At 72.3% G+C, this 18,545-nt stretch carries 15 protein-coding genes; 7 read left to right on the top strand and 8 right to left on the bottom strand.

The features are described 5' to 3' along the window. Positions 1 to 212 precede the first annotated feature (212 nt). Together ACH4VX_RS18550 and ACH4VX_RS18545 are read right to left on the bottom strand one after the other, a co-directional pair. On the bottom strand, positions 213 to 1,247 hold the full coding sequence (locus ACH4VX_RS18550; RefSeq protein WP_398368470.1) for a LacI family DNA-binding transcriptional regulator: 1,035 nt from the start codon (positions 1,245 to 1,247) through the stop codon (positions 213 to 215). Next, complete coding sequence (locus ACH4VX_RS18545; RefSeq protein WP_398368469.1) at positions 1,244 to 3,649, bottom strand: glycoside hydrolase family 2 protein; 2,406 nt, start codon at positions 3,647 to 3,649, stop codon at positions 1,244 to 1,246. Before ACH4VX_RS18545 ends, ACH4VX_RS18550 begins: the two co-directional genes overlap by 4 nt. Before the next feature lie 151 nt (positions 3,650 to 3,800). Here ACH4VX_RS18545 and ACH4VX_RS18540 point away from each other — a divergent pair, with 151 nt between their 5' ends. Genes ACH4VX_RS18540 through ACH4VX_RS18530 form a run of 3 tightly spaced genes read left to right on the top strand, consistent with a single transcriptional unit; the run spans position 3,801 to position 6,897 of the window. Then, positions 3,801 to 5,117 (top strand): ABC transporter substrate-binding protein, encoded by a 1,317-nt coding sequence (locus ACH4VX_RS18540; RefSeq protein ID WP_398368468.1) that lies wholly within the window; start codon positions 3,801 to 3,803, stop codon positions 5,115 to 5,117. Beyond that, on the top strand, positions 5,117 to 6,070 hold the full coding sequence (locus ACH4VX_RS18535) for a carbohydrate ABC transporter permease (protein ID WP_398368467.1): 954 nt from the start codon (positions 5,117 to 5,119) through the stop codon (positions 6,068 to 6,070). Before ACH4VX_RS18540 ends, ACH4VX_RS18535 begins: the two co-directional genes overlap by 1 nt. Next, a complete protein-coding gene (locus ACH4VX_RS18530; RefSeq protein WP_398368466.1) occupies positions 6,067 to 6,897 on the top strand; it encodes a carbohydrate ABC transporter permease in 831 nt (276 codons plus the stop codon). The genes ACH4VX_RS18535 and ACH4VX_RS18530 overlap by 4 nt, the downstream gene beginning before the upstream one ends. Before the next feature lie 151 nt (positions 6,898 to 7,048). Here ACH4VX_RS18530 and ACH4VX_RS18525 read toward each other — a convergent pair whose 3' ends face one another. From ACH4VX_RS18525 to ACH4VX_RS18515, 3 genes are all read right to left on the bottom strand, one after another. Then, on the bottom strand, positions 7,049 to 8,338 hold the full coding sequence (locus ACH4VX_RS18525) for a ribonuclease D (protein WP_398368465.1): 1,290 nt from the start codon (positions 8,336 to 8,338) through the stop codon (positions 7,049 to 7,051). Positions 8,339 to 8,486: 148 nt separating this feature from the next. Beyond that, entirely contained in the window at positions 8,487 to 9,149 is a 663-nt protein-coding gene (locus ACH4VX_RS18520; protein WP_398368464.1) for a LuxR C-terminal-related transcriptional regulator, read from the bottom strand. Positions 9,150 to 9,418: 269 nt separating this feature from the next. Next, complete coding sequence (locus ACH4VX_RS18515; RefSeq protein WP_398368463.1) at positions 9,419 to 10,102, bottom strand: DUF3000 domain-containing protein; 684 nt, start codon at positions 10,100 to 10,102, stop codon at positions 9,419 to 9,421. Between the two features lie 129 nt (positions 10,103 to 10,231). On the opposite strand from ACH4VX_RS18515, the gene hemE reads away from it, so the two are divergent. Both hemE and ACH4VX_RS18505 read left to right on the top strand, forming a co-directional pair. Then, a complete protein-coding gene (gene hemE, locus ACH4VX_RS18510) occupies positions 10,232 to 11,326 on the top strand; it encodes a uroporphyrinogen decarboxylase (protein WP_398368462.1) in 1,095 nt (364 codons plus the stop codon). 312 nt (positions 11,327 to 11,638) lie between these two features. Next, positions 11,639 to 11,968 carry a hypothetical protein gene (locus ACH4VX_RS18505; RefSeq protein ID WP_398368461.1) on the top strand — a complete coding sequence of 110 codons (330 nt, stop codon included), beginning with the start codon at positions 11,639 to 11,641 and terminating at the stop codon, positions 11,966 to 11,968. Positions 11,969 to 12,103: 135 nt separating this feature from the next. Here ACH4VX_RS18505 and ACH4VX_RS18500 read toward each other — a convergent pair whose 3' ends face one another. Then, on the bottom strand, positions 12,104 to 13,501 hold the full coding sequence (locus ACH4VX_RS18500; protein ID WP_398368460.1) for an FAD-dependent oxidoreductase: 1,398 nt from the start codon (positions 13,499 to 13,501) through the stop codon (positions 12,104 to 12,106). Positions 13,502 to 13,549: 48 nt separating this feature from the next. Beyond that, entirely contained in the window at positions 13,550 to 14,557 is a 1,008-nt protein-coding gene (locus tag ACH4VX_RS18495; protein ID WP_398368459.1) for a DUF4349 domain-containing protein, read from the bottom strand. 155 nt (positions 14,558 to 14,712) lie between these two features. On the opposite strand from ACH4VX_RS18495, the gene hemG reads away from it, so the two are divergent. Continuing rightward, a complete protein-coding gene (gene hemG, locus ACH4VX_RS18490) occupies positions 14,713 to 16,170 on the top strand; it encodes a protoporphyrinogen oxidase (protein WP_398368458.1) in 1,458 nt (485 codons plus the stop codon). A gap of 5 nt (positions 16,171 to 16,175) precedes the next feature. Further along, on the top strand, positions 16,176 to 16,907 hold the full coding sequence (hemQ, locus tag ACH4VX_RS18485) for a hydrogen peroxide-dependent heme synthase (protein WP_398368457.1): 732 nt from the start codon (positions 16,176 to 16,178) through the stop codon (positions 16,905 to 16,907). On the opposite strand, the gene ACH4VX_RS18480 is transcribed toward hemQ, so the two are convergent. Continuing rightward, the gene (locus ACH4VX_RS18480) at positions 16,908 to 18,512 is read right to left on the bottom strand and encodes an alpha/beta hydrolase (RefSeq protein ID WP_398368456.1); all 1,605 of its coding nucleotides are present in this window, start codon (positions 18,510 to 18,512) and stop codon (positions 16,908 to 16,910) included. It abuts the gene before it with no gap. Positions 18,513 to 18,545: the final 33 nt, after the last annotated feature.

The following is an 18,545-nucleotide window of genomic DNA, read 5'->3' as shown; positions in this document are numbered from 1 at the left end:
GGTGCGGGATGCTGAGCGCTTGCTTACGGGCCATGCTACTTGTGGGTAACGTGGCTGCACAGTCCCACCGGCCGGAGCGGTGAACATCACACGTCCGGCCGTGCCCGGTGAGGGGTTCTCGCCCCCGCCGCCCTTACCCGTCCCCTCCCGGGGGTGCCGCCCCCGGACCCCCGCTCCTCAAGCGCCGGAGGGGCTGAAATCGGCGGGGGCGATCAAGGCGGGGCCGTGGAACCCCGAGGTGTCAGGACCGGGGTCGGTACCGGATGCGATCCCGGGCCCTCCCCGGTGATCACCCCGAACAGCGTCCGCGCCACCTCCGCCCCGAAGCCGTGCACGTCATGGCTCATCGCCGACAGGGTCGGATGCGTCAGCCGGCACAGCTGCGAGTCGTCCCACGCCAGCAGCGACACGTCGTCCGGCACCCGCAGCCCCATCTCCGCCGCCACCGACAGCCCCGCCACCGCCATGATGTCGTTGTCGTACACGATCGCCGTCGGCCGGTCGCCCGGCGCGGCGGTCAGCAGCGAGCGGGTCGCCCGCGCCCCCGCGTCCCCCGAGAAGTCCGTCGCCACCTGCCACGCCCGCGCGGCCGGCTCCAGCGCCCCGACCGCCTCGTCGAACGCGGTCGTGCGGATCGAGGTGTGCCCGAGCGCCGCCGCCCCGCCCACCCGGGCGATCCGCCGGTGCCCGAGCGCCGCCAGGTACCGCACCGCCTCGGTCACGGCCGTGGCGTCGTCCGTCCATACGGAGGTCAGCCCGCCCGTCAGTGACGGGTGCCCGACGGCCACCACCGGCAGCCCCAGCCGCTCGGCCACCGCCGGGCGGGGGTCGTCGGCCCGGAAGTCCACCAGGAGGGACCCGCCGATCTGCCGGCCCCTCCACCACGACTCCATCAGCCCGACCTCCTCGTCGGGGCTGCGCACCAGCCGCAGCAGCAGCGAGCAGGACCGCTCGACCAGGACGCTCTCCACCCCGGAGACGAACTCCATGTAGAACGGCTCCAGGCCGAGCAGCCGGGCGGGCCGGCACACCGCGAGGCCCACCACGTCCACCCGCGACCCGGCCAGTGTGCGCGCGGTCGGGCTCGGCGACCAGCCCAGCTCGCGCGCCGCCGCGAAGATCCGGTCCCGGGTCGCCTCGGACAGACCGGGCTTCTGGTTGAACGCGAGGGACACGGCCCCCTTGGACACACCGGCGCGCGCGGCGACGTCCTTGATGGTGATGCGGGGGGTCGGCGTTGCCGTCATCGAGTGGGCTCCACGCAGTACAGGGCGGAACGGGCGGTGTCCGGGTCCGGAGTCTTCCAGCCCCGCACCCCGATGGTCACCCGCTCCCCGGGCAGCAGCGTCACCAGCCCCCGGTCGGCCACCGCCTCCGGGTCCAGCCGGTCGGCCTGGAGCAGCAGGTCCCGTACGAGGGTGCGGGCCGTGACCGTGATCCCGCCCGGCGCGAGCGCGACCTCGAACTCCGGGTGCGGGTACGGGATCTCCCGGTCCGGTACGGGGAAGTGCAGCGCCCGCAGGTCACCCGCGTCGGCGACCAGGAACTCCTTCGGGCCGGCCGGAACCAGACCGGCCGGGACCTCGGTCCCGGCCACGGTCCGCCCCTCGGCGGCCAGCACCGGGCCCGCCTCGCCGATCACCGTGCCGTCCACGGACATCCGGCGCAGCCGCAGCGTGCCGTGCCAGGCCTCGGCGGACTGGTTGACCGCCGCCACCACCAGACCGCCCCCGCCACCGTTACCGTCCCCGTCCCCGTCCGCCCGTACGCTCAGCAGCCGGTCCGCGTACAGCCGCCGCAGCTCGTGGTAGAGCGGCTTCTCCCGCCCGTCCCCGTCGATCGCGGCCCACGAGGTCACCGGCCAGCAGTCGTTCAGCTGCCACACCACCGTGCCCGCGCACACCGGCCAGTGCGAGCGCCAGTGCTCGATCCCGGCGGCGATCGCGCGTGCCTGGTTGACCTGCGTCAGATAGTGCCAGCGGTCGAAGTCCCCCTCCGGCACGGCGAAATGGCGGGCCAGCCCGCGCTCCAGCTTGCCGTTGCCGTCGTCCGCCTTCTGGTGGTGCAGCATGCCGGGGGAGTCCGGCGCGAGCTCCTCCCCGGGCAGCGCCCGCCGCAGCGTGGCGTACGCGGGCGGCGCCTGCCAGCCGAACTCGGCGACGAAACGCGGCACATGGCGGCGGTAGTCGGCGTAGTCGGTGCGGTTCCACACCTCCCAGGAGTGGTGCGTGCCGTGCGCCGGGTCGTTGGGATGGTGCAGCCAGGACCCGGACCAGGGACTGCCCGCCGTGTACGGCCGCGTCGGGTCCGACTCGGCCACCACGCGCGGCAGTACGCCGAGGTAGTAGCCCTCGCCCCAGGAGTCCCCGGCCAGCCCCGGTTCCCAGTCCCAGTCCCTGAACCCCCACAGGTTCTCGTTGTTGCCGTTCCACAGCACCAGCGAGGGGTGCGGCATCAGCCGTACGACGTTCTCCCGGGCCTCCGCCTCCACCTCCCCGCGCAGCGGCTGCTCCTCGGGGTAGGCCGCGCACGCGAACGGGAAGTCCTGCCAGACCAGCAGCCCCCACTCGTCGCAGGCGTCGTAGAAGTCCTCGCTCTCGTAGATCCCGCCACCCCAGACGCGGACCAGGTCCACGCCCGCCCCGGCCGCCTGCTCCAGCCGCCGCCGGTAGCGCTCACGGGTCATCCGGGACGGGAAGACGTCGTCCGGGATCCAGTTGACGCCCCGCGCGAACAGCCGCTCCCCGTTGACGACCAGGGTGAACCCGGTGCCGTGGGCGTCGGCCGAGGTGTCCAGCTCCACCGTCCGGAACCCGATCCGGCGCCGCCACGAGTCCAGCGCGTCCTCGCCGTGCAGCAACGTCAACTCGACCTCGTACAGCGGCTGTTCACCGTATCCCCGGGGCCACCACAGCCGTGCGTCCGGCACCCGCAGCCGTACGGTCCCCCGCGTGCCGTCGATCTGCGCGCGGGCGTGTACACCGCCGACGCTCGCCTCCACGGTGAGCGGCGCCTCGACCCGGGAGCGCTCCACGTCGACCGCCAGTTCGACCTGCCCCACACCGTCCTCGACGGTCACCAGCGGGCGCACCCGGGCGATCCGGGCCGTCGACCAGCGCTCCAGCCGCACCGGTCGCCAGATCCCGGCCGTCACCAGCGTCGGCCCCCAGTCCCAGCCGAACGAGCAGGCCATCTTGCGCACGTACTGGTACGGCTCGGCGTACGCTCCCGGCCGCTCGCCCACCGCGCCGCGCACCGCCTCCGCCTCGGCGTAGGCGGACGCGAACCGCACGGTGAGCCGCCCGCCCAGCCCCGTCACGTCGAAACGGTACGAGCGGTGCATGTTCCGCGTCCGGCCCAGCGTCCGGCCGTCGAGCAGGACCTCGGCGACGGTGTCGAGACCGTCGAAGACCAGATCCGTCTGCTCGTGCGCACCCGCTCCGGCGGTCAGTTCCCTCTCGTACGTCCAGTCCCGCCGGCCCACCCACGCCACCTCGGCCTCGTTCCGCCCGAGGAACGGGTCGGGGATCAGCCCGGCCGCCAGCAGATCGGTGTGCACGCACCCGGGCACCGAGGCGGGGAGCGCGTCCCCCGTGCCGTCCGGGTGTCGCAGGATCCATCCCTCGGTGAGCGGTGTGACCTGACGCATGCACACTCCCTAAACCGGTTGAGCCGTGGCTGGGCAACGTTTTCGCATCGTTGGCGCAATAGAGACTTTACCGGTTCAGTAAGTGGCTGCCAGAGTGCCGAACCAGCCAACCCACTCGTGCTCGTCCGCCCCGTGAACGGAGCTGGTGCACATGAACCGCCGCAAGGTACTAGCCGGATCGATCGCCGTCCTCGCCCTGCTGGCATCCGCCTGCACGGGCTCGGGAGGCTCCTCGGAGGGCGCGGACGCCAAGGCCCCCGACAACCCGTCGGAGGTCAAGGGCTCCCTCACGGTCCTCACCCACCGGACCGACCTGGTGCAGGACGGGACGATGAAGAAGTACGCCGCCGAGTTCAACAGGACCTACCCCGGTGTGAAGGTCGAGTTCGACGGCCTCACCGACTACGAGGGTGAGGTCAAGATCCGTATGAACACGGAGAACTACGGCGACGTCCTCATGATCCCGGCGGTCATCGAGAAGAAGGACTACCCGAAGTTCTTCGCCTCCCTCGGCACCAAGGCGGAACGCGACGCCAAGTACCGCTTCACCGACTACTCCACCGTCGACGGCAAGGTCTACGGGCAGAGCCCGATCGGTGTCGTCCCCGGCTTCATCTACAACAAGAAGGTGTGGAGCCGGGCCGGTGTCACCGACTGGCCCACCACCCCGGCCGAGTTCCTCGACGACCTGAAGGCGATCCGGTCGAAGACCGACGCGGTGCCGTACTACACCAACTTCAAGGACATGTGGCCGCTGACCCAGTGGACCAACGTCAACGGCTCCGTCGGCTGCGACACCGGGGCCACCACCGAGCTCGCCGAGGGCGACCCGTGGGCGGAAGGCGCCGACCTGCGCGTGGGCGACACCCTGCTCCACGACATCGTCAGCGGCGGACTGGTGGAGAAGGACCCGACCACCACCAACTGGGAGGGCTCCAAGCCGAAGCTGGCCAAGGGCGAGATCGCCACCATGTGGCTCGGCTCCTGGGCCGTCGTCCAGATGCGGGACGCCGCGAAGCAGGCCGGCGCCGACCCCGCCGACATCGGCTTCATGCCCTTCCCCGCGCAGAAGGACGGTGCCTTCTGCGCGGTGACCTCCCCGGACTACCAGCAGGCCGTCAACGTCAACTCCGACAACAAGGAAGCCGCCCGCGCCTGGATCGACTGGTTCACCGACAAGTCCGGCTACGCCGCGGCCAACCTCGCCCTGTCCCCGCTGAAGGACGCCCCGCTGCCCGACATCCTCAAGCCCTACGAGGAGAAGGGCGTCAAGCTGATCGACCTCGACGACACCAGGGGCGCGGAGGTGAAGTCCATCGACAACCAGTCCGAGGTCGGCATCTACAAGCCCGACTACCGCCAGGAACTCGTCGACCTCGCCCGCGGCGCCCGCAAGGGCAGCCTCGACGACTACCTCGGCGACCTCGGCGAGCGGTGGGCCGAGGCACGGAACTCGCTGGGGTCCTGATGACGGACACCACCCGCAAGGCGGCGCGGCCGGCCGACCCGGCCGCGCCCGCCGGGCCACAGCGGGCGGCACCCGCCCCGCGCCGCGCCCGGCTGACCCGCCGCCTCACCCCGTGGCTCTTCCTGATCGCCCCGCTGGCCCTGCTCCTGACCTTCACCTACGCGCCGATCGCCAACATGGTCGCGTACAGCTTCACCGACTGGGACGGCGTCAGCCCGGAGCTGAACTGGACCGGCACCGAGAACTACACCGAACTCCTCACCCGCTCCGAGCTGTTCGAGGTCTTCTTCGTCAGCGGCTACTACCTCGTCGCGTCCGTGGTGCAGATCGTCCTCGCCCTCTACTTCGCCACGATCCTCAGCTTCGACGTCCGCTTCCGGAACTTCTTCAAGGGTGTGCTGTTCTTCCCGTACCTGATCAACGGGGTGGCGATCGGCTTCGTCTTCCTCTACTTCTTCCAGGACGGCGGCACCCTCGACTCCGTACTGCGCCTGCTCGGCGTCGAGACCGACCACGCCTGGCTGGGCACGCCGTTCTCCGCGAACACCTCACTCGCCGGCGTCTCCGTCTGGCGCTACATCGGCCTGAACTTCGTTCTCTTCCTCGGCGCGATCCAGTCCATCCCGGGCGAGCTGTACGAGGCGGCCGAGATCGACGGGGCGAGCCGCTGGCACCAGTTCCGGTACATCATCGCGCCCGGCATCAAGCCGATCCTCGGCCTGAGCGTGATCCTCTCCGTCTCCGGCTCGCTGTCCGTCTTCGAGATCCCGTACATCATGACCGGCGGCGCCACCGGCACCGAGACCTTCGTGATCCAGACCGTGAAGCTGGCCTTCCAGTTCAACAAGACGGGACTCGCCTCGGCCGCCGCCGTCGTTCTGCTGCTGATCGTCCTGGCGGTCACCTGGGTGCAGCGGCGCGTCGTCCCCGACGAGAGGGTGGACCTCGTATGACCCGCCGCACCGTGGCCCGCACCCTTGTGTACGTGTCCCTGGTCCTCGCCACGCTCGTCGTCCTGCTGCCGCTCACCGTGGTCTTCCTGACCTCGCTGAAGTCGTCCGAGGAGATGGCGAACGGCAGCGGAGCGCTGGCCCTGCCCGACGACCCGCTGAACTTCGACAACTACGTGACGGCGTTCCGGGACGGCCAGATGCTGTCCGCGTTCGGCAACACGGCGATCATCCTGGTCGTCGCGGTCGGCGGCACGATCCTCATCGGCTCGATGACCGCGTACGCGATCGACCGCTTCCACTTCCGCTTCAGGAAGCTGGTCGTCGCCCTGTTCCTGCTCGCCGCGCTGGTCCCCGGGGTGACCACCCAGGTGGCGACCTTCCAGATCGTCAACAGCTTCGGCATGTTCGACAGCCTGTGGGCGCCGATCGCGCTCTACATGGGCACGGACATCGTGTCGATCTACATCTTCCTGCAGTTCATCCGCTCCATCCCCATCTCCCTGGACGAGGCGGCCCGCCTGGACGGGGCAGGCGCCTTCGCGGTCTACCGCAAGGTGATCTTCCCGCTGCTCAAACCGGCGATCGCGACGGTCGTGATCGTGAAGGGGATCAACGTCTACAACGACTTCTACATCCCCTTCCTCTACATGCCCTCCGAGGATCTTGGCGTGATCTCGACGTCCCTGTTCCGCTTCAAGGGCCCCTTCGGCGCGCACTGGGAGACCATCTCGGCGGGCGCGGTCCTGGTCATCCTCCCCACCCTGCTCGTCTTCCTCCTCCTCCAGCGCTTCATCTACAACGGCTTCATGAGGGGGGCGACGAAATGAGGGGCCGCCGAAGCGGAGTGCCTGGAAGGAGGCGCCCACACGGGCGTCCCAAAGGGGCGCGGGGCCGCATCGATGTGCGGCTCCGCCGCGTGGGCGCGACCAGCCGCGTACGGCCCGCACCCGCCGTACGACGAAACCCGCCGTACGGCGACTAGGCACCCGCCGAAGCCAACGCGGCAACCAACACAGGCGTGACCTGTTCAACCTGCCAGGCCCGAGCCCCGTATCCCGTCAGCGCCGAGGCGACCGCCTCCGCGCTGACGCCCTTCGGCGGCTCCCAGCAGACCCGCCGCACCGTGTCCGGCGTGATGAGGTTCTCCGGCGGCATGTTCAGCCGCTCGGCGAGCGCGCTGACCCCCGCCCGGGCCGCGGACAGCCGCGCCGCGGCCGCCGGGTCCTTGTCGGCCCACGCGCGCGGCGGCGGGGGTCCGGTCACCGGCTGGCCGGGCTGGGGCAGCTGAGCCTCGCTCAGCGCCTTCGCCCGGTCGACGGCCGCCTGCCACTGCTCCAGCTGGCGCCGCCCCACGCGCTGCCCGAACCCGTTGAGCGCGGCCAGGGCGTGGAGATTGGCCGGGAGGGCGAGTGCGGCCTCCACGATCGCCGCGTCCGAGAGCACCTTGCCGGGGGAGACGTCCCGGCGCCGGGCGATCCGGTCGCGGGTCTGCCACAGCTCCCGTACGACGGCCATCTGCCGGCGCCGGCGCACCTTGTGCATGCCGGAGGTGCGCCGCCAGGGGTCCTTGCGGGGCTCGGGCGGCGGTGCCGAGGCGATCGCGTCGAACTCCTGCCGGGCCCAGTCCAGCTTGCCCTGCCGGTCCAGCTCCTTCTCCAGCGCGTCGCGCAGGTCGACCAGGAGCTCGACGTCGAGGGCGGCGTAGCGCAGCCAGGGCTCGGGCAGCGGGCGGGTGGACCAGTCGACGGCGGAGTGGCCCTTCTCCAGGACGAAGCCGAGTACGTTCTCGACCATCGCGCCGAGCCCGACCCGGGGGAACCCGGCGAGGCGTCCGGCCAGCTCGGTGTCGAAGAGACGGGTGGGCACCATGCCTATCTCGCGCAGACAGGGCAGGTCCTGGGTGGCGGCGTGCAGCACCCACTCGACGCCGGACAGCGCCTCGCCCAGACCGGACAGGTCGGGGCAGGCGACGGGGTCGATCAGCGCGCTCCCCGCGCCCTCGCGGCGCAGCTGGACGAGGTAGGCGCGCTGGCCGTAGCGGTAGCCGGAGGCGCGCTCGGCGTCGACGGCGAGGGGGCCGCTGCCCGCGGCGAAGGCGGCGACCGCCTCGGCGAGGGCGGCCTCGTCCGTGATCACGGGCGGAATGCCCTCGCGCGGTTCGAGCAAGAGGGTCGGCGCCTCCGTAGCAGAAGATCCGCCGTCGTCCGGAGGGGCGCCTCCGGTGGTGCGCAGTGAACGGTCTGCTGCGGTGTCGTGGGCGTCGGTCACCTGTCAAGAGTATCCGTGCCGTGAAGGCGCCCGTCGACGGTCGTGTTCCGTGACGGGCGCCGGTGGGTCGTATTCCGGTCAGGAGGGTGAAGGATCGTGTTCGTGAGCCGGTGGGAAGGGCGGAACGGGACGGGTGGGGTGGGGGCGGTCAGTGGATGATGCCGGTGCGCAGGGCCACCGCCACCATGCCGGCGCGGTCGCCCGTGCCGAGCTTGCGGGCGATGCGGGCGAGGTGGCTCTTGACGGTCAGTGCGGACAGGCCCATCGAGACGCCGATCGCCTTGTTCGACTGGCCCTCCGCCACCAGCCGCAGCACCTCGACCTCGCGGCCGGACAGTTCCCGGTAGCCGCCCGGGTGGCTCGGAGTACCCGGGGGGCGGCGGTGCAGGCGGGCGGCGGCGGAGCCGATGGGGGCGGCACCGGGTCGGGTGGGGAGCCCGAGGTTGGTGCGGGTGCCGGTGACGACGTAACCCTTCACTCCGCCGGCGAGGGCGTTGCGTACGGCGCCGATGTCGTCGGCGGCGGAGAGGGCGAGGCCGTTGGGCCAGCCCGCCGCGCGGGTCTCGGAGAGGAGGGTGAGGCCGGAACCATCCGGCAGATGGACTTCGGCGACGCAGATGTCGCGGGGGTTGCCGATGCGGGGACGAGCCTCCGCGACGGACGAGGCCTCGATGACATCGCGTACACCGAGCGCCCACAGATGGCGGGTGACGGTGGAACGGACGCGCGGGTCGGCCACGACCACCATGGCGGTCGGCTTGTTCGGGCGGTAGGCGACCAGGCTTGCGGGCTGCTCGAGGAGAACGGACACCAGGCCTCCTGGGGTGCGGGACGGGGCCGGTTCGTGGGGGGTGGAGCCGGGACGAACCATGCTTTCAAGGTCACAGTCGTCTTCGGCAATAAACCTGGTGTCCTTTAACGAATGATCACGAAGTGATGAGTAACAATCCGAGCAATTCGGACGCGCGAGCGATCATTCGAAGATCGAACGGTTTCGGTCTGCGTCGCAACGCTTCCGAAAGTGGTCGTGTCGACAAAGAGATGGGCATCGGTGACGGCCGGGAGCCTCCAGCGGGAGGCTCAGCGCGACTGCGGCCCCCTCCGCTGCGGCAGCGTCACCACGGACGCGTCCCCCGGAGCGGCCGGCGGCAGCCCCGCGACCTGCGCCAGCAGATCGGACCACGCGACCAGGTGGGCGGCCGTGTCCGGAACCCCGCCCAGACCCTCCCGGGGCGTCCAGGAGGCCCGGATCTCGATCTGCGAGGCGGCAGGCCGCGCGGACAGCCCGCCGAAGTAATGGGAACTCGCGCGCGTCACCGTGCCGCTCGGCTCGCCGTACGCCAGTCCGCGCGCCGCCAGCGCACCGGTCAGCCAGGACCAGCACACGTCCGGCAGCAGCGGATCCGCCGCCATCTCCGGTTCCAGCTCCGCACGCACCAGCGTCACCAGCCGGAAGGTGCCCCGCCAGGCGTCGTGTCCGGCAGGGTCGTGCAGCAGCACCAGCCGGCCGTCGGCCAGATCCTGCTCACCGTCGACGACCGCCGCCTCCAGCGCGTACGCGTACGGGGCGAGCCGCTTCGGAGCGGGCGTGGGATCCACCTCGATCTGCGTCCGCAGCCGCGCGCCGCGCAGCGCCTCGACAGCGGCCCGGAAGGGCGGCGGGGGCGCGCCCCCCGCACCCCCCTGCCCGGAGTCCCCTCCGGGCTCCTTCCGTTCGTCCATTCCGCCAGCGCCGTCCGACAGTCGTCCCTGAGCCGCAGCCATGCGGGGAAGATTAAGCGGAACGGGCCCCCGGCGCAGGGAGGGACACCCGCGCCGCCCGGGGGTGTCCGGATCCCGCCCCGCGGGCCCTGACGTCCGGGCGCGTCGGAGGGTCGTGCGAGACTTGCCGGTGTGAGTGCCAACGCAAGCCCGACGGGCCAGACGCCGACAGCGACCCCCGATCCCGTCAGGAACGACGCAGTCCAGGAATCGGCCTTCCTCAAGGCGTGCCGGCGCGAGCCCGTGCCGCACACGCCGGTGTGGTTCATGCGGCAGGCCGGGCGCTCACTGCCGGAGTACCGCAAGGTCCGCGAGGGCATCGGCATGCTCGACTCCTGCATGCGCCCCGACCTGGTCACCGAGATCACGCTCCAGCCGGTGCGCCGTCACCACGTCGACGCGGCGATCTACTTCAGCGACATCGTCGTCCCGCTCAAGGCCATCGGCATCGACCTCGACATCAAGCCCGGCATCGGCCCGGTCGTCGAGCAGCCGGTGCGCACCCGCGCCGACCTCGCCCGGCTGCGCGACCTCACCCCCGAGGACGTCTCCTACGTCACCGAGGCGATCGGCATGCTGACCCGCGAGCTCGGGTCCACCCCGCTGATCGGTTTCGCCGGCGCCCCGTTCACCCTCGCGAGCTACCTCGTCGAAGGCGGCCCGTCCCGCACGTACGAGAACGCCAAGGCGATGATGTACGGCGACCCGGAGCTGTGGGCCGACCTGCTCGACCGCCTCGCGGAGATCACCGCCGCGTTCCTGAAGGTCCAGATCGCGGCCGGCGCCTCCGCCGTCCAGCTGTTCGACTCCTGGGCCGGCGCCCTCTCCCCGGCCGACTACCGGCGCTCGGTGCTGCCCGCCTCGGCGAAGGTGTTCGACACGGTGGCCGGCCACGGCGTCCCCCGCATCCACTTCGGCGTCGGCACCGGTGAGCTGCTGAAGCCCATGGGCGAGGCCGGCGCGGACATCGTGGGTGTCGACTGGCGCGTCCCGCTGAACGAGGCGGCCCGCCGTGTCGGCCCCGGCAAGGCGCTCCAGGGCAACCTGGACCCGACCGTGCTGTTCGCCGGCCGGGAGGCCGTCGAGACGAAGGCGCGCGAGGTCCTGGACGCGGCCACCGGCCTGGAGGGCCACATCTTCAACCTCGGCCACGGCGTCATGCCGTCCACCGACCCGGACGCCCTGACCCGTCTCGTGGAGTACGTCCACACGCAGACCGCGCGCTGAGCCACCGCGTACGCGCGGGACGCGCGTCGGAACCGGGGAGTGGGCGACTGGGCACTCGGTGAGTTCGTGCGAGGTCCGTCCGCATGTGCGATGCGGCTGCCCGGGCCGGAGTCATGAAGCCGAGTGCACGAGTTCGGCTGTGCACGGCCGGGAAGGTGACGTCATGGACGGGAATGACCACCCACTTGTGCCAGAGTCCGTGGTCGGTGAATCCGCGGCGCCGCTGAACACCGCCGTCCGGTCGTGCGTATGACTCGTCGACCGTCCACGGCCCGGGGAAGGGGCCGCGGGGCCGACGTGGAGGAACAGGCGATGAACGACCGAATGCCCACCGCGATGCACGCGCTGCCCGACGGCGAGGCCGAGCTCACGCTCGTGGTGCGCCTCCCGTGGGAGGACGTCGCCCGGCTCGGCCAGGAGGCGGGGCGGCTCGCCTCGCAGATGCAGCGGCCGGTGACGCTGGACGAGGCGGTGAGCCATCGGCTGCGTTCCGCGCGGGCCGCCGCGCATGCGAAGCCGGCGGGGGAGTCGGCCCCCGCGCCGGCCGCCGGCGCCGCGGGCGCGTCAGTGGCCTCGTTGCCGTCGCGGCCTCCGGCGGAGCAGGCGCGGCAGGCGATCGAGAGGATCAACGGGACGGCTTGAGGGCTGTTCGGTCCGTGCCGCAGGGGTGGGGTCGAGTGCGGAGTACCGGTCCGCTGTTGCTGATCGCGCCCATGCGGCGGAGCCGCATGTCGACTCGGCCCCGCGCCTCTTGCGGGGGCGCTGTGCCGGCCCTCGTCACAAGGTGGACCTGATTTTTGTCACCGCCTTGCGGGCCGCCACCAGGATCGGGTCCCAGACGGGGGAGAAGGGTGGTGCGTAGCCCAGGTCCAGGGCGGTCATCCGGTCGACCGTCATGCCGGCCGTGAGGGCGACCGCCGCGATGTCGACGCGTTTGCCCGCGCCCTCGCGGCCGACGATCTGGACGCCGAGGAGTCGGCCGGTGCGCAGTTCGGCGAGCATCTTCACCGTCATGGGGGAGGCGTTCGGGTAGTAGCCCGCGCGGCTGGTCGACTCGATGGTGACCGTCTCGAACCGCAGGCCCACGCGGTGGGCGTCCTTCTCCCGCAGCCCGGTGCGCGCGATCTCCAGGTCGCACACCTTGCTGACCGCCGTACCGACCACGCCCGGGAAGGTGGCGTAGTCGCCGCCGGCGTTGGCGCCGATGATCTGGCCGTGCTTGTTGGCGTGCGTGCCGAGCGGGATGTGCCGCTGCTGCCCGGAGACCAGGTCGAGGACCTCCACGCAGTCACCGCCGGCCCAGATGTTCTCGTGCCCGCGCACCCGCATCGACCGGTCGGTGAGCAGTCCGCCGTGCTCCCCGACCGGGAGTCCGGCGGCCCGTGCCAGGGCCGTCTCCGGGCGCACCCCGATGCCGAGCACGACGACGTCCGCCGGGTACTCGGCGTCCTCCGTGGCGACCGCCCGTACCCTGCCGTCGTCCCCCGTGAGCAGCTTGGTGACCTCGGCGTCGTTCACCATGGTGATGCCCATGCCCTCCATGGCCTCGCGCACCAGGCGCCCCATGTCGGGGTCGAGGGTCGCCATCGGCTCCTCGCCGCGGTTGACGACCGTCACCTCGTAGCCGCGGTTGATCATCGCCTCGGCCATCTCCACGCCGATGTAACCCGCCCCGACGACCACCGCGCGGCGCCCGCGCGTGCGGGACAGCGTGTCGAGGAGGGCCTGTCCGTCGTCGAGGGTCTGCACGCCGTGCACCCCGGGAGCGTCCATGCCGGGCAGCTCCGGGCGGATCGGCCGCGCACCGGTCGCGATCACCAGTTTGTCGTACGACGTCCAGGACTCGGCGCCGGAATCGACGTCCCGCGCGCGTACCCGCCCCCGGTCGAGGTCGAGTTCCGTGACCTCGGTGCGCAGCCGCAGATCGATGTCCCGCGCGCGGTGCTCCTCGGCGGTGCGCGCGATCAGCCGGTCCCGGTCGGGGACGTCACCGCCCACCCAGTAGGGGATGCCGCACGCCGAGAAGGAGGTGAAGCGGCCGCGTTCGAACGCCACGATCTCCAGCTCGTCCGGACCCTTCAGCCGGCGGGCCCCTGACGCCGCGGACATCCCCGCGGCGTCACCGCCGATCACCACCAGGCGTTCCCTCGCACCGCGCGCATCGCTCATGTTCATGCGAACACGCTACGGGGGCCCGGGATTTCAAGCCCGCCCGAGGGCCCGTCAGTCCTTCCCCTCCCCGTCCGTGCCGTCCGGTGCCCGGCGGGGCTCCGACGACGGCACCGGCGGGGCCGCCGGCAGCGGGCCGAGGGCGCTCGTCACGGGCGCCGGCTCCGGGCGCCGCGGCAGCCGGGGGCGTACGACCTTCCGCCACAGCAGGACGAGCAGGGCCGCCACCGCCGCGAACGGCAGCACCGCGCCGATCGCCACCGCCAGCCAGCGCAGCATCGTCACGAACGCGTCCCAGCCGCCCGCGAGGGCGTCCACGAAACCGGGATCGTCGTCCTTCGCGGCCTTATCCACCGGCGTCTCGGACAGGGACAGGGAGATGGTGGCCAGGCTCGTACGGTCCTCCAGGGACGCCTGCTGGGCGAGCAGGGCCTCCAGATCGGCCTGGCGGCTGCTCAGCTCGCCCTCCAGGGTGACCACGTCACTGAGCTTGGTGGCCCGGTCCATCAGCTCGCGGATGCGGGCCACGCTGGCCCGCTGGGTCGTGATCCGGCTCTCCACGTCGACCACCTGGTCGGTGACGTCCTGCGCCTTGGCGCTGCGTTCGAGGAGCTTGCCCGTGCCCTCCAGATCGGCGAGGACCTCGTCGTACTTCTCGACGGGCACGCGCAGCACCACACGCGTGTGCTCGTGGCCCTCCTCGTCCCGGTCGGTGGTCTCGTCGCCGATGTAGCCGCCCGCGGTCTCGGTCGTCGTGCGGGCCTCGTCCAGCGCCTCGGGAACATCCTTGACCCGCACGGTGAGCGAGGCGGTGCGGATGATGCGGTCCGCGGTGACCTTCGGTGGCGCGGTCGCCCGCGCGCCGTCCGCCGCGCCGCCGGGGGCACCCTGCTTCGCGTCCTCCTGCACGGCCTGCCCTCCCGCCGGCGCGGCGGCCTTGTCGGCGGACGACGACCCGGCGGAGTCGTTCGCCGCGCCGCTGCACCCGCTGACGGCGAGGGCCGCCGCCAGCAGGACCCCGGCCAGGGCGTGGGCGGGTCGTACCGGTCGTCGTGTGCGCATGTGGGTTCCCCCCGCGTGGTGATGACTGACGTTCCTTCGACGCGGCAGGGGCGCGGAACGTTGGCGCCGGAGGGTCCCGATGCGGTCACGGTAGGGACTCGGCAGGGCCACATGGCCCTGGCGGGACTGCCGGTGGCGTTTGAGAGGGTGGAGCCATGAGCGGATCACACACGGGCTCCGGACAACACGTCGTCGTCGTCGGAGCCGGAATCGCCGGGCTGGCCGCCGCCCACCGACTGCGGGAGCGCGGGGCGCGGGTCACCGTGCTGGAGGCCTCGGACCGGGTCGGCGGCAAGCTGCTGCCGGGAGAGATCGCGGGCGCGCGCGTCGACCTCGGCGCCGAGTCGTTGCTGGCCCGCCGCCCCGAGGCGGTGGGCCTCGCCCGTGAGGTGGGCCTCGCCGACCGGCTCCGGCCGCCGGCCACCGCCACCGCCTCGCTGTGGACCCGGGGCGCCCTGCACCCCATGCCCAAGGGCCACGTCATGGGCGTACCCGGTACCGCCGAAGCCCTCGCCGGCGTCCTGTCCGACGAGGGGCTGGCCCGGATCGAGCGCGACGCCGACCTGCCCCGCACCGAGATCGGCGACGACGTGGCCGTCGGTGAGTACGTGGCGGCGCGCGTCGGCCGCGAGGTCGTCGACCGTCTGGTGGAGCCCCTGCTCGGCGGGGTCTACGCGGGCGACGCGTACCGCATCTCGATGCGCTCGGCGGTCCCGCAGCTCTTCGAGGCCGCCCGGACCCACACCTCCCTCACCGAGGCGGTCCGCGGGATCCAGGCCGGACCCGCCGCCGCGCCGCAGCCGGGCCCCGTCTTCATGGGCATCGCGGGCGGAGTGGGCACCCTCCCGCTCGCGGTCGCCGACACGCTGCGGGCCCGCGGCGCGGAGATCCTCACCGGTACACCGGTCACGGAGCTGCGCCGTGAACCGCGGGACGGCTGGCGGGTCGTCGCCGGGGACCGCGTCCTGCACGCCGACGCGGTCGTCGTCGCCGTCCCCGCCCCGGCCGCCGCGGCCCTGCTGCGCGCCGAGGCGCCCGGTGCCGCCGCCGAACTCGCCGGCGTCGAGTACGCCTCCATGGCGCTGATCACCCTCGCCTACCGCCGCGCGGAGACCGATCTGCCCGAGGGCAGCGGATTCCTGGTGCCGCCCGTCGACGGGCACACCATCAAGGCGTCCACCTTCGCCTCCGCCAAATGGGGCTGGATCGGCGACGAGAACCCGGACCTGGTCGTCCTGCGCGCCTCCGTGGGCCGCCACGGCGAGACGGAGATCCTCCGCCGCGACGACGCCGGCCTCGTGGAGGTCTCCCGGCACGATCTGAAGGCCGCCGTCGGCCTGGACGCCACCCCGGTCGCCACCCGCGTCACCCGCTGGTCGGACGGCCTGCCCCAGTACCCCGTCGGCCACCACGCGCGCGTGGCCCGCGTCCGCGAGCACCTCGCCGGTCTCGCCGGTCTCGCCGTGTGCGGCGCGGCCTACGACGGCGTCGGCATCCCCGCGTGCATCGCGAGCGCGTACGCCGCCGCCGACCAGATCCACGGTGACCTGCACGGTGTGCAGGAACTCACCGCCCACCCGGTGCAGAGCCTCCACGGCGGAGCAGGAGAATGAGGGACATGAGTGACGACGCCACCACCCCCGCCCCCGACCGGATCCCGAACAAGGGCAAGCTGGCCAAGGACCTCAACGAGGTCATCCGCTACACCCTCTGGTCCGTCTTCAAGCTGAAGGACGTCCTGCCGGAGGACCGTGCCGGGTACGCCGACGAGGTCCAGGAGCTGTTCGACCAGCTCGCCGCCAAGGACGTCACGATCCGCGGCACCTACGACCTGTCGGGTCTGCGCGCGGACGCCGACCTCATGATCTGGTGGCACGCCGAGACCGCCGACCAGCTCCAGGAGGCCTACAACCTCTTCCGCCGCACCAAGCTGGGCCGCGCCCTGGAGCCGGTCTGGTCGAACATGGCGCTGCACCGGCCCGCCGAGTTCAACCGGTCGCACATCCCGGCGTTCCTCGCCGACGAGACGCCCCGCAACTATGTGAGCGTCTACCCCTTCGTGCGCTCCTACGACTGGTACCTGCTGCCCGACGAGGACCGCCGGCGCATGCTCGCCGACCACGGCAAGATGGCCCGCGGCTACCCCGACGTGCGCGCCAACACGGTCGCCTCGTTCTCCCTCGGCGACTACGAGTGGATCCTCGCCTTCGAGGCCGACGAGCTGGACCGGATCGTCGACCTCATGCGCCACCTGCGCGGCTCGGAGGCCCGGATGCACGTCCGCGAGGAGGTCCCGTTCTTCACGGGCCGCCGCAAGGACGTCGCGGAACTGGTCGCGGGCCTGGCCTGATCAGACGGCGGGCCGGTCCTCTCCGGCCCGATCGCCCGTCGGCTTCGGCCCGGGCTCCGGGTGCGGTGCGCAGGCGGCGCGCCGCCCCGGGACCCGGCCGTCCAGCAGATACGCCTCCAGGTGGTTGTGCACGCAGGCGTTGGACCCGCCCGCGAGACCGTGGCTGCCGGCGTCCCGCTCGGTCACCAGCGCCGACCCCGCCAGCCGCCGGTGCAGCTCCAGGGCACCGTCGTACGGGGTGGCCGCGTCCCGCTCCGCCGCCAGGATCAGCGTCGGCGGCAGCTCGCCGCTGCCCGCGCGCACGTCCAGCGGCCGCTGCCGGGGTGCCCGCCAGTAGGCGCACGGCAGGTTGGTCCACACATTGCTCCAGGTCTCGAAGGGCGCCCGGCGGGCGAGCCGGGTGTTGTCCCGGTCCCACACCGCCCAGTCCGCCGGCCAGGGCGCGTCGTTGCACTCCACGGCGAGATACACCGCCCGCGCGTTCTCCGCCTCCGCCGCCGCCTCCGGATGTTCCTGGGCCTGCTCGACCAGCGGCGCGGGATCGCCCTTCAGATACGCCGACAGCGCGTGCGCGCGATGCGGCCAGTGGTCGTCGTAGTACCCGGCCTTCAGGAACGCCGCCTGCAACTGCTCCGGCCCGACCTTCCCGCCCGCCGGTTCCTTCGCCAGACGCGCACGGGCCCTGTCGTAACCGGCCTGCACCTCGCGCGCCGTGCTCCCCAGCCCGTACACGTCGTCGTGCCGGGCGGCCCAGGCCCGGAAGTCCGCCCAGCGGTCCTCGAACGCCGCCGACTGGTCGAGGTTGTTGCGGTACCAGATCCGTTCCGGGGCCGGGTTCACCGCCGAGTCGAACACCATCCGCCGTACGTGCGAGGGGAACAGCGTGGCGTACAGCGCCCCGAAGTACGTGCCGTACGACGATCCCAGGAACGTCAGCCGGTTCTCGCCGAGCGCGGCGCGCAGGACGTCCAGGTCACGGGCGTTGTTGAGCGAGTTGTAGTGCCGCAGGGAGTCGCCGTTCCGCTCGGCGCACCCCCGCGCGTACGCCTTGGCCCGCGCGACGCGCTCCCGCTTGTACGCCGCCGAGGGGTGGACGGGCGCCTTCGAGGGGCCCTTGAAGAACGTCCCCGGGTCCGTGCAGGACAGCGGCGCCGAACGGCCCACCCCGCGCGGGGCGTAGCCGACGAGGTCGTACGCCGCCGCGACGCGCTTCCACTCGGGCAGCACGCCCATCATGGGGAAGTACATGCCGGTGGCGCCCGGCCCGCCCGGGTTGTGGACCAGGGAGCCCTGCCTGCGCACCTCGCGCTTGCTGTTGTCGGGGTCCTTCCCGGTGGCCCGGACGCGGCTGACGGTGAGCTCGATTTGTTTCCCGTCCGGGTGGGTGTAGTCGAGCGGGACGCGGACCGTGCCGCACTGGACGGTGCCGGGGAGCTCCTGTTCGGCGGGGCAGGCGCCGAAGTCGATGCCCTCGGCCGCGGCCCGCGCGGCGGCCGTCGCGGTGCCGCGCAGTTCGGCGTCGGCGGGTCCCGCGCCGGCCGGGGCGGCGGCCAGGGCGGTGAGCAGCAAGGACCCGGCGGTCACATGGACGGCGGCGGTTCTCATCGACGATCCCTTCGGTGCACGACGGCGACAAAA

The organism is Streptomyces sp. NPDC020731, from assembly GCF_044334705.1.
Taxonomy (GTDB): domain Bacteria; phylum Actinomycetota; class Actinomycetes; order Streptomycetales; family Streptomycetaceae; genus Streptomyces.
This window is presented reverse-complemented; position numbering and strand designations above follow the sequence as displayed.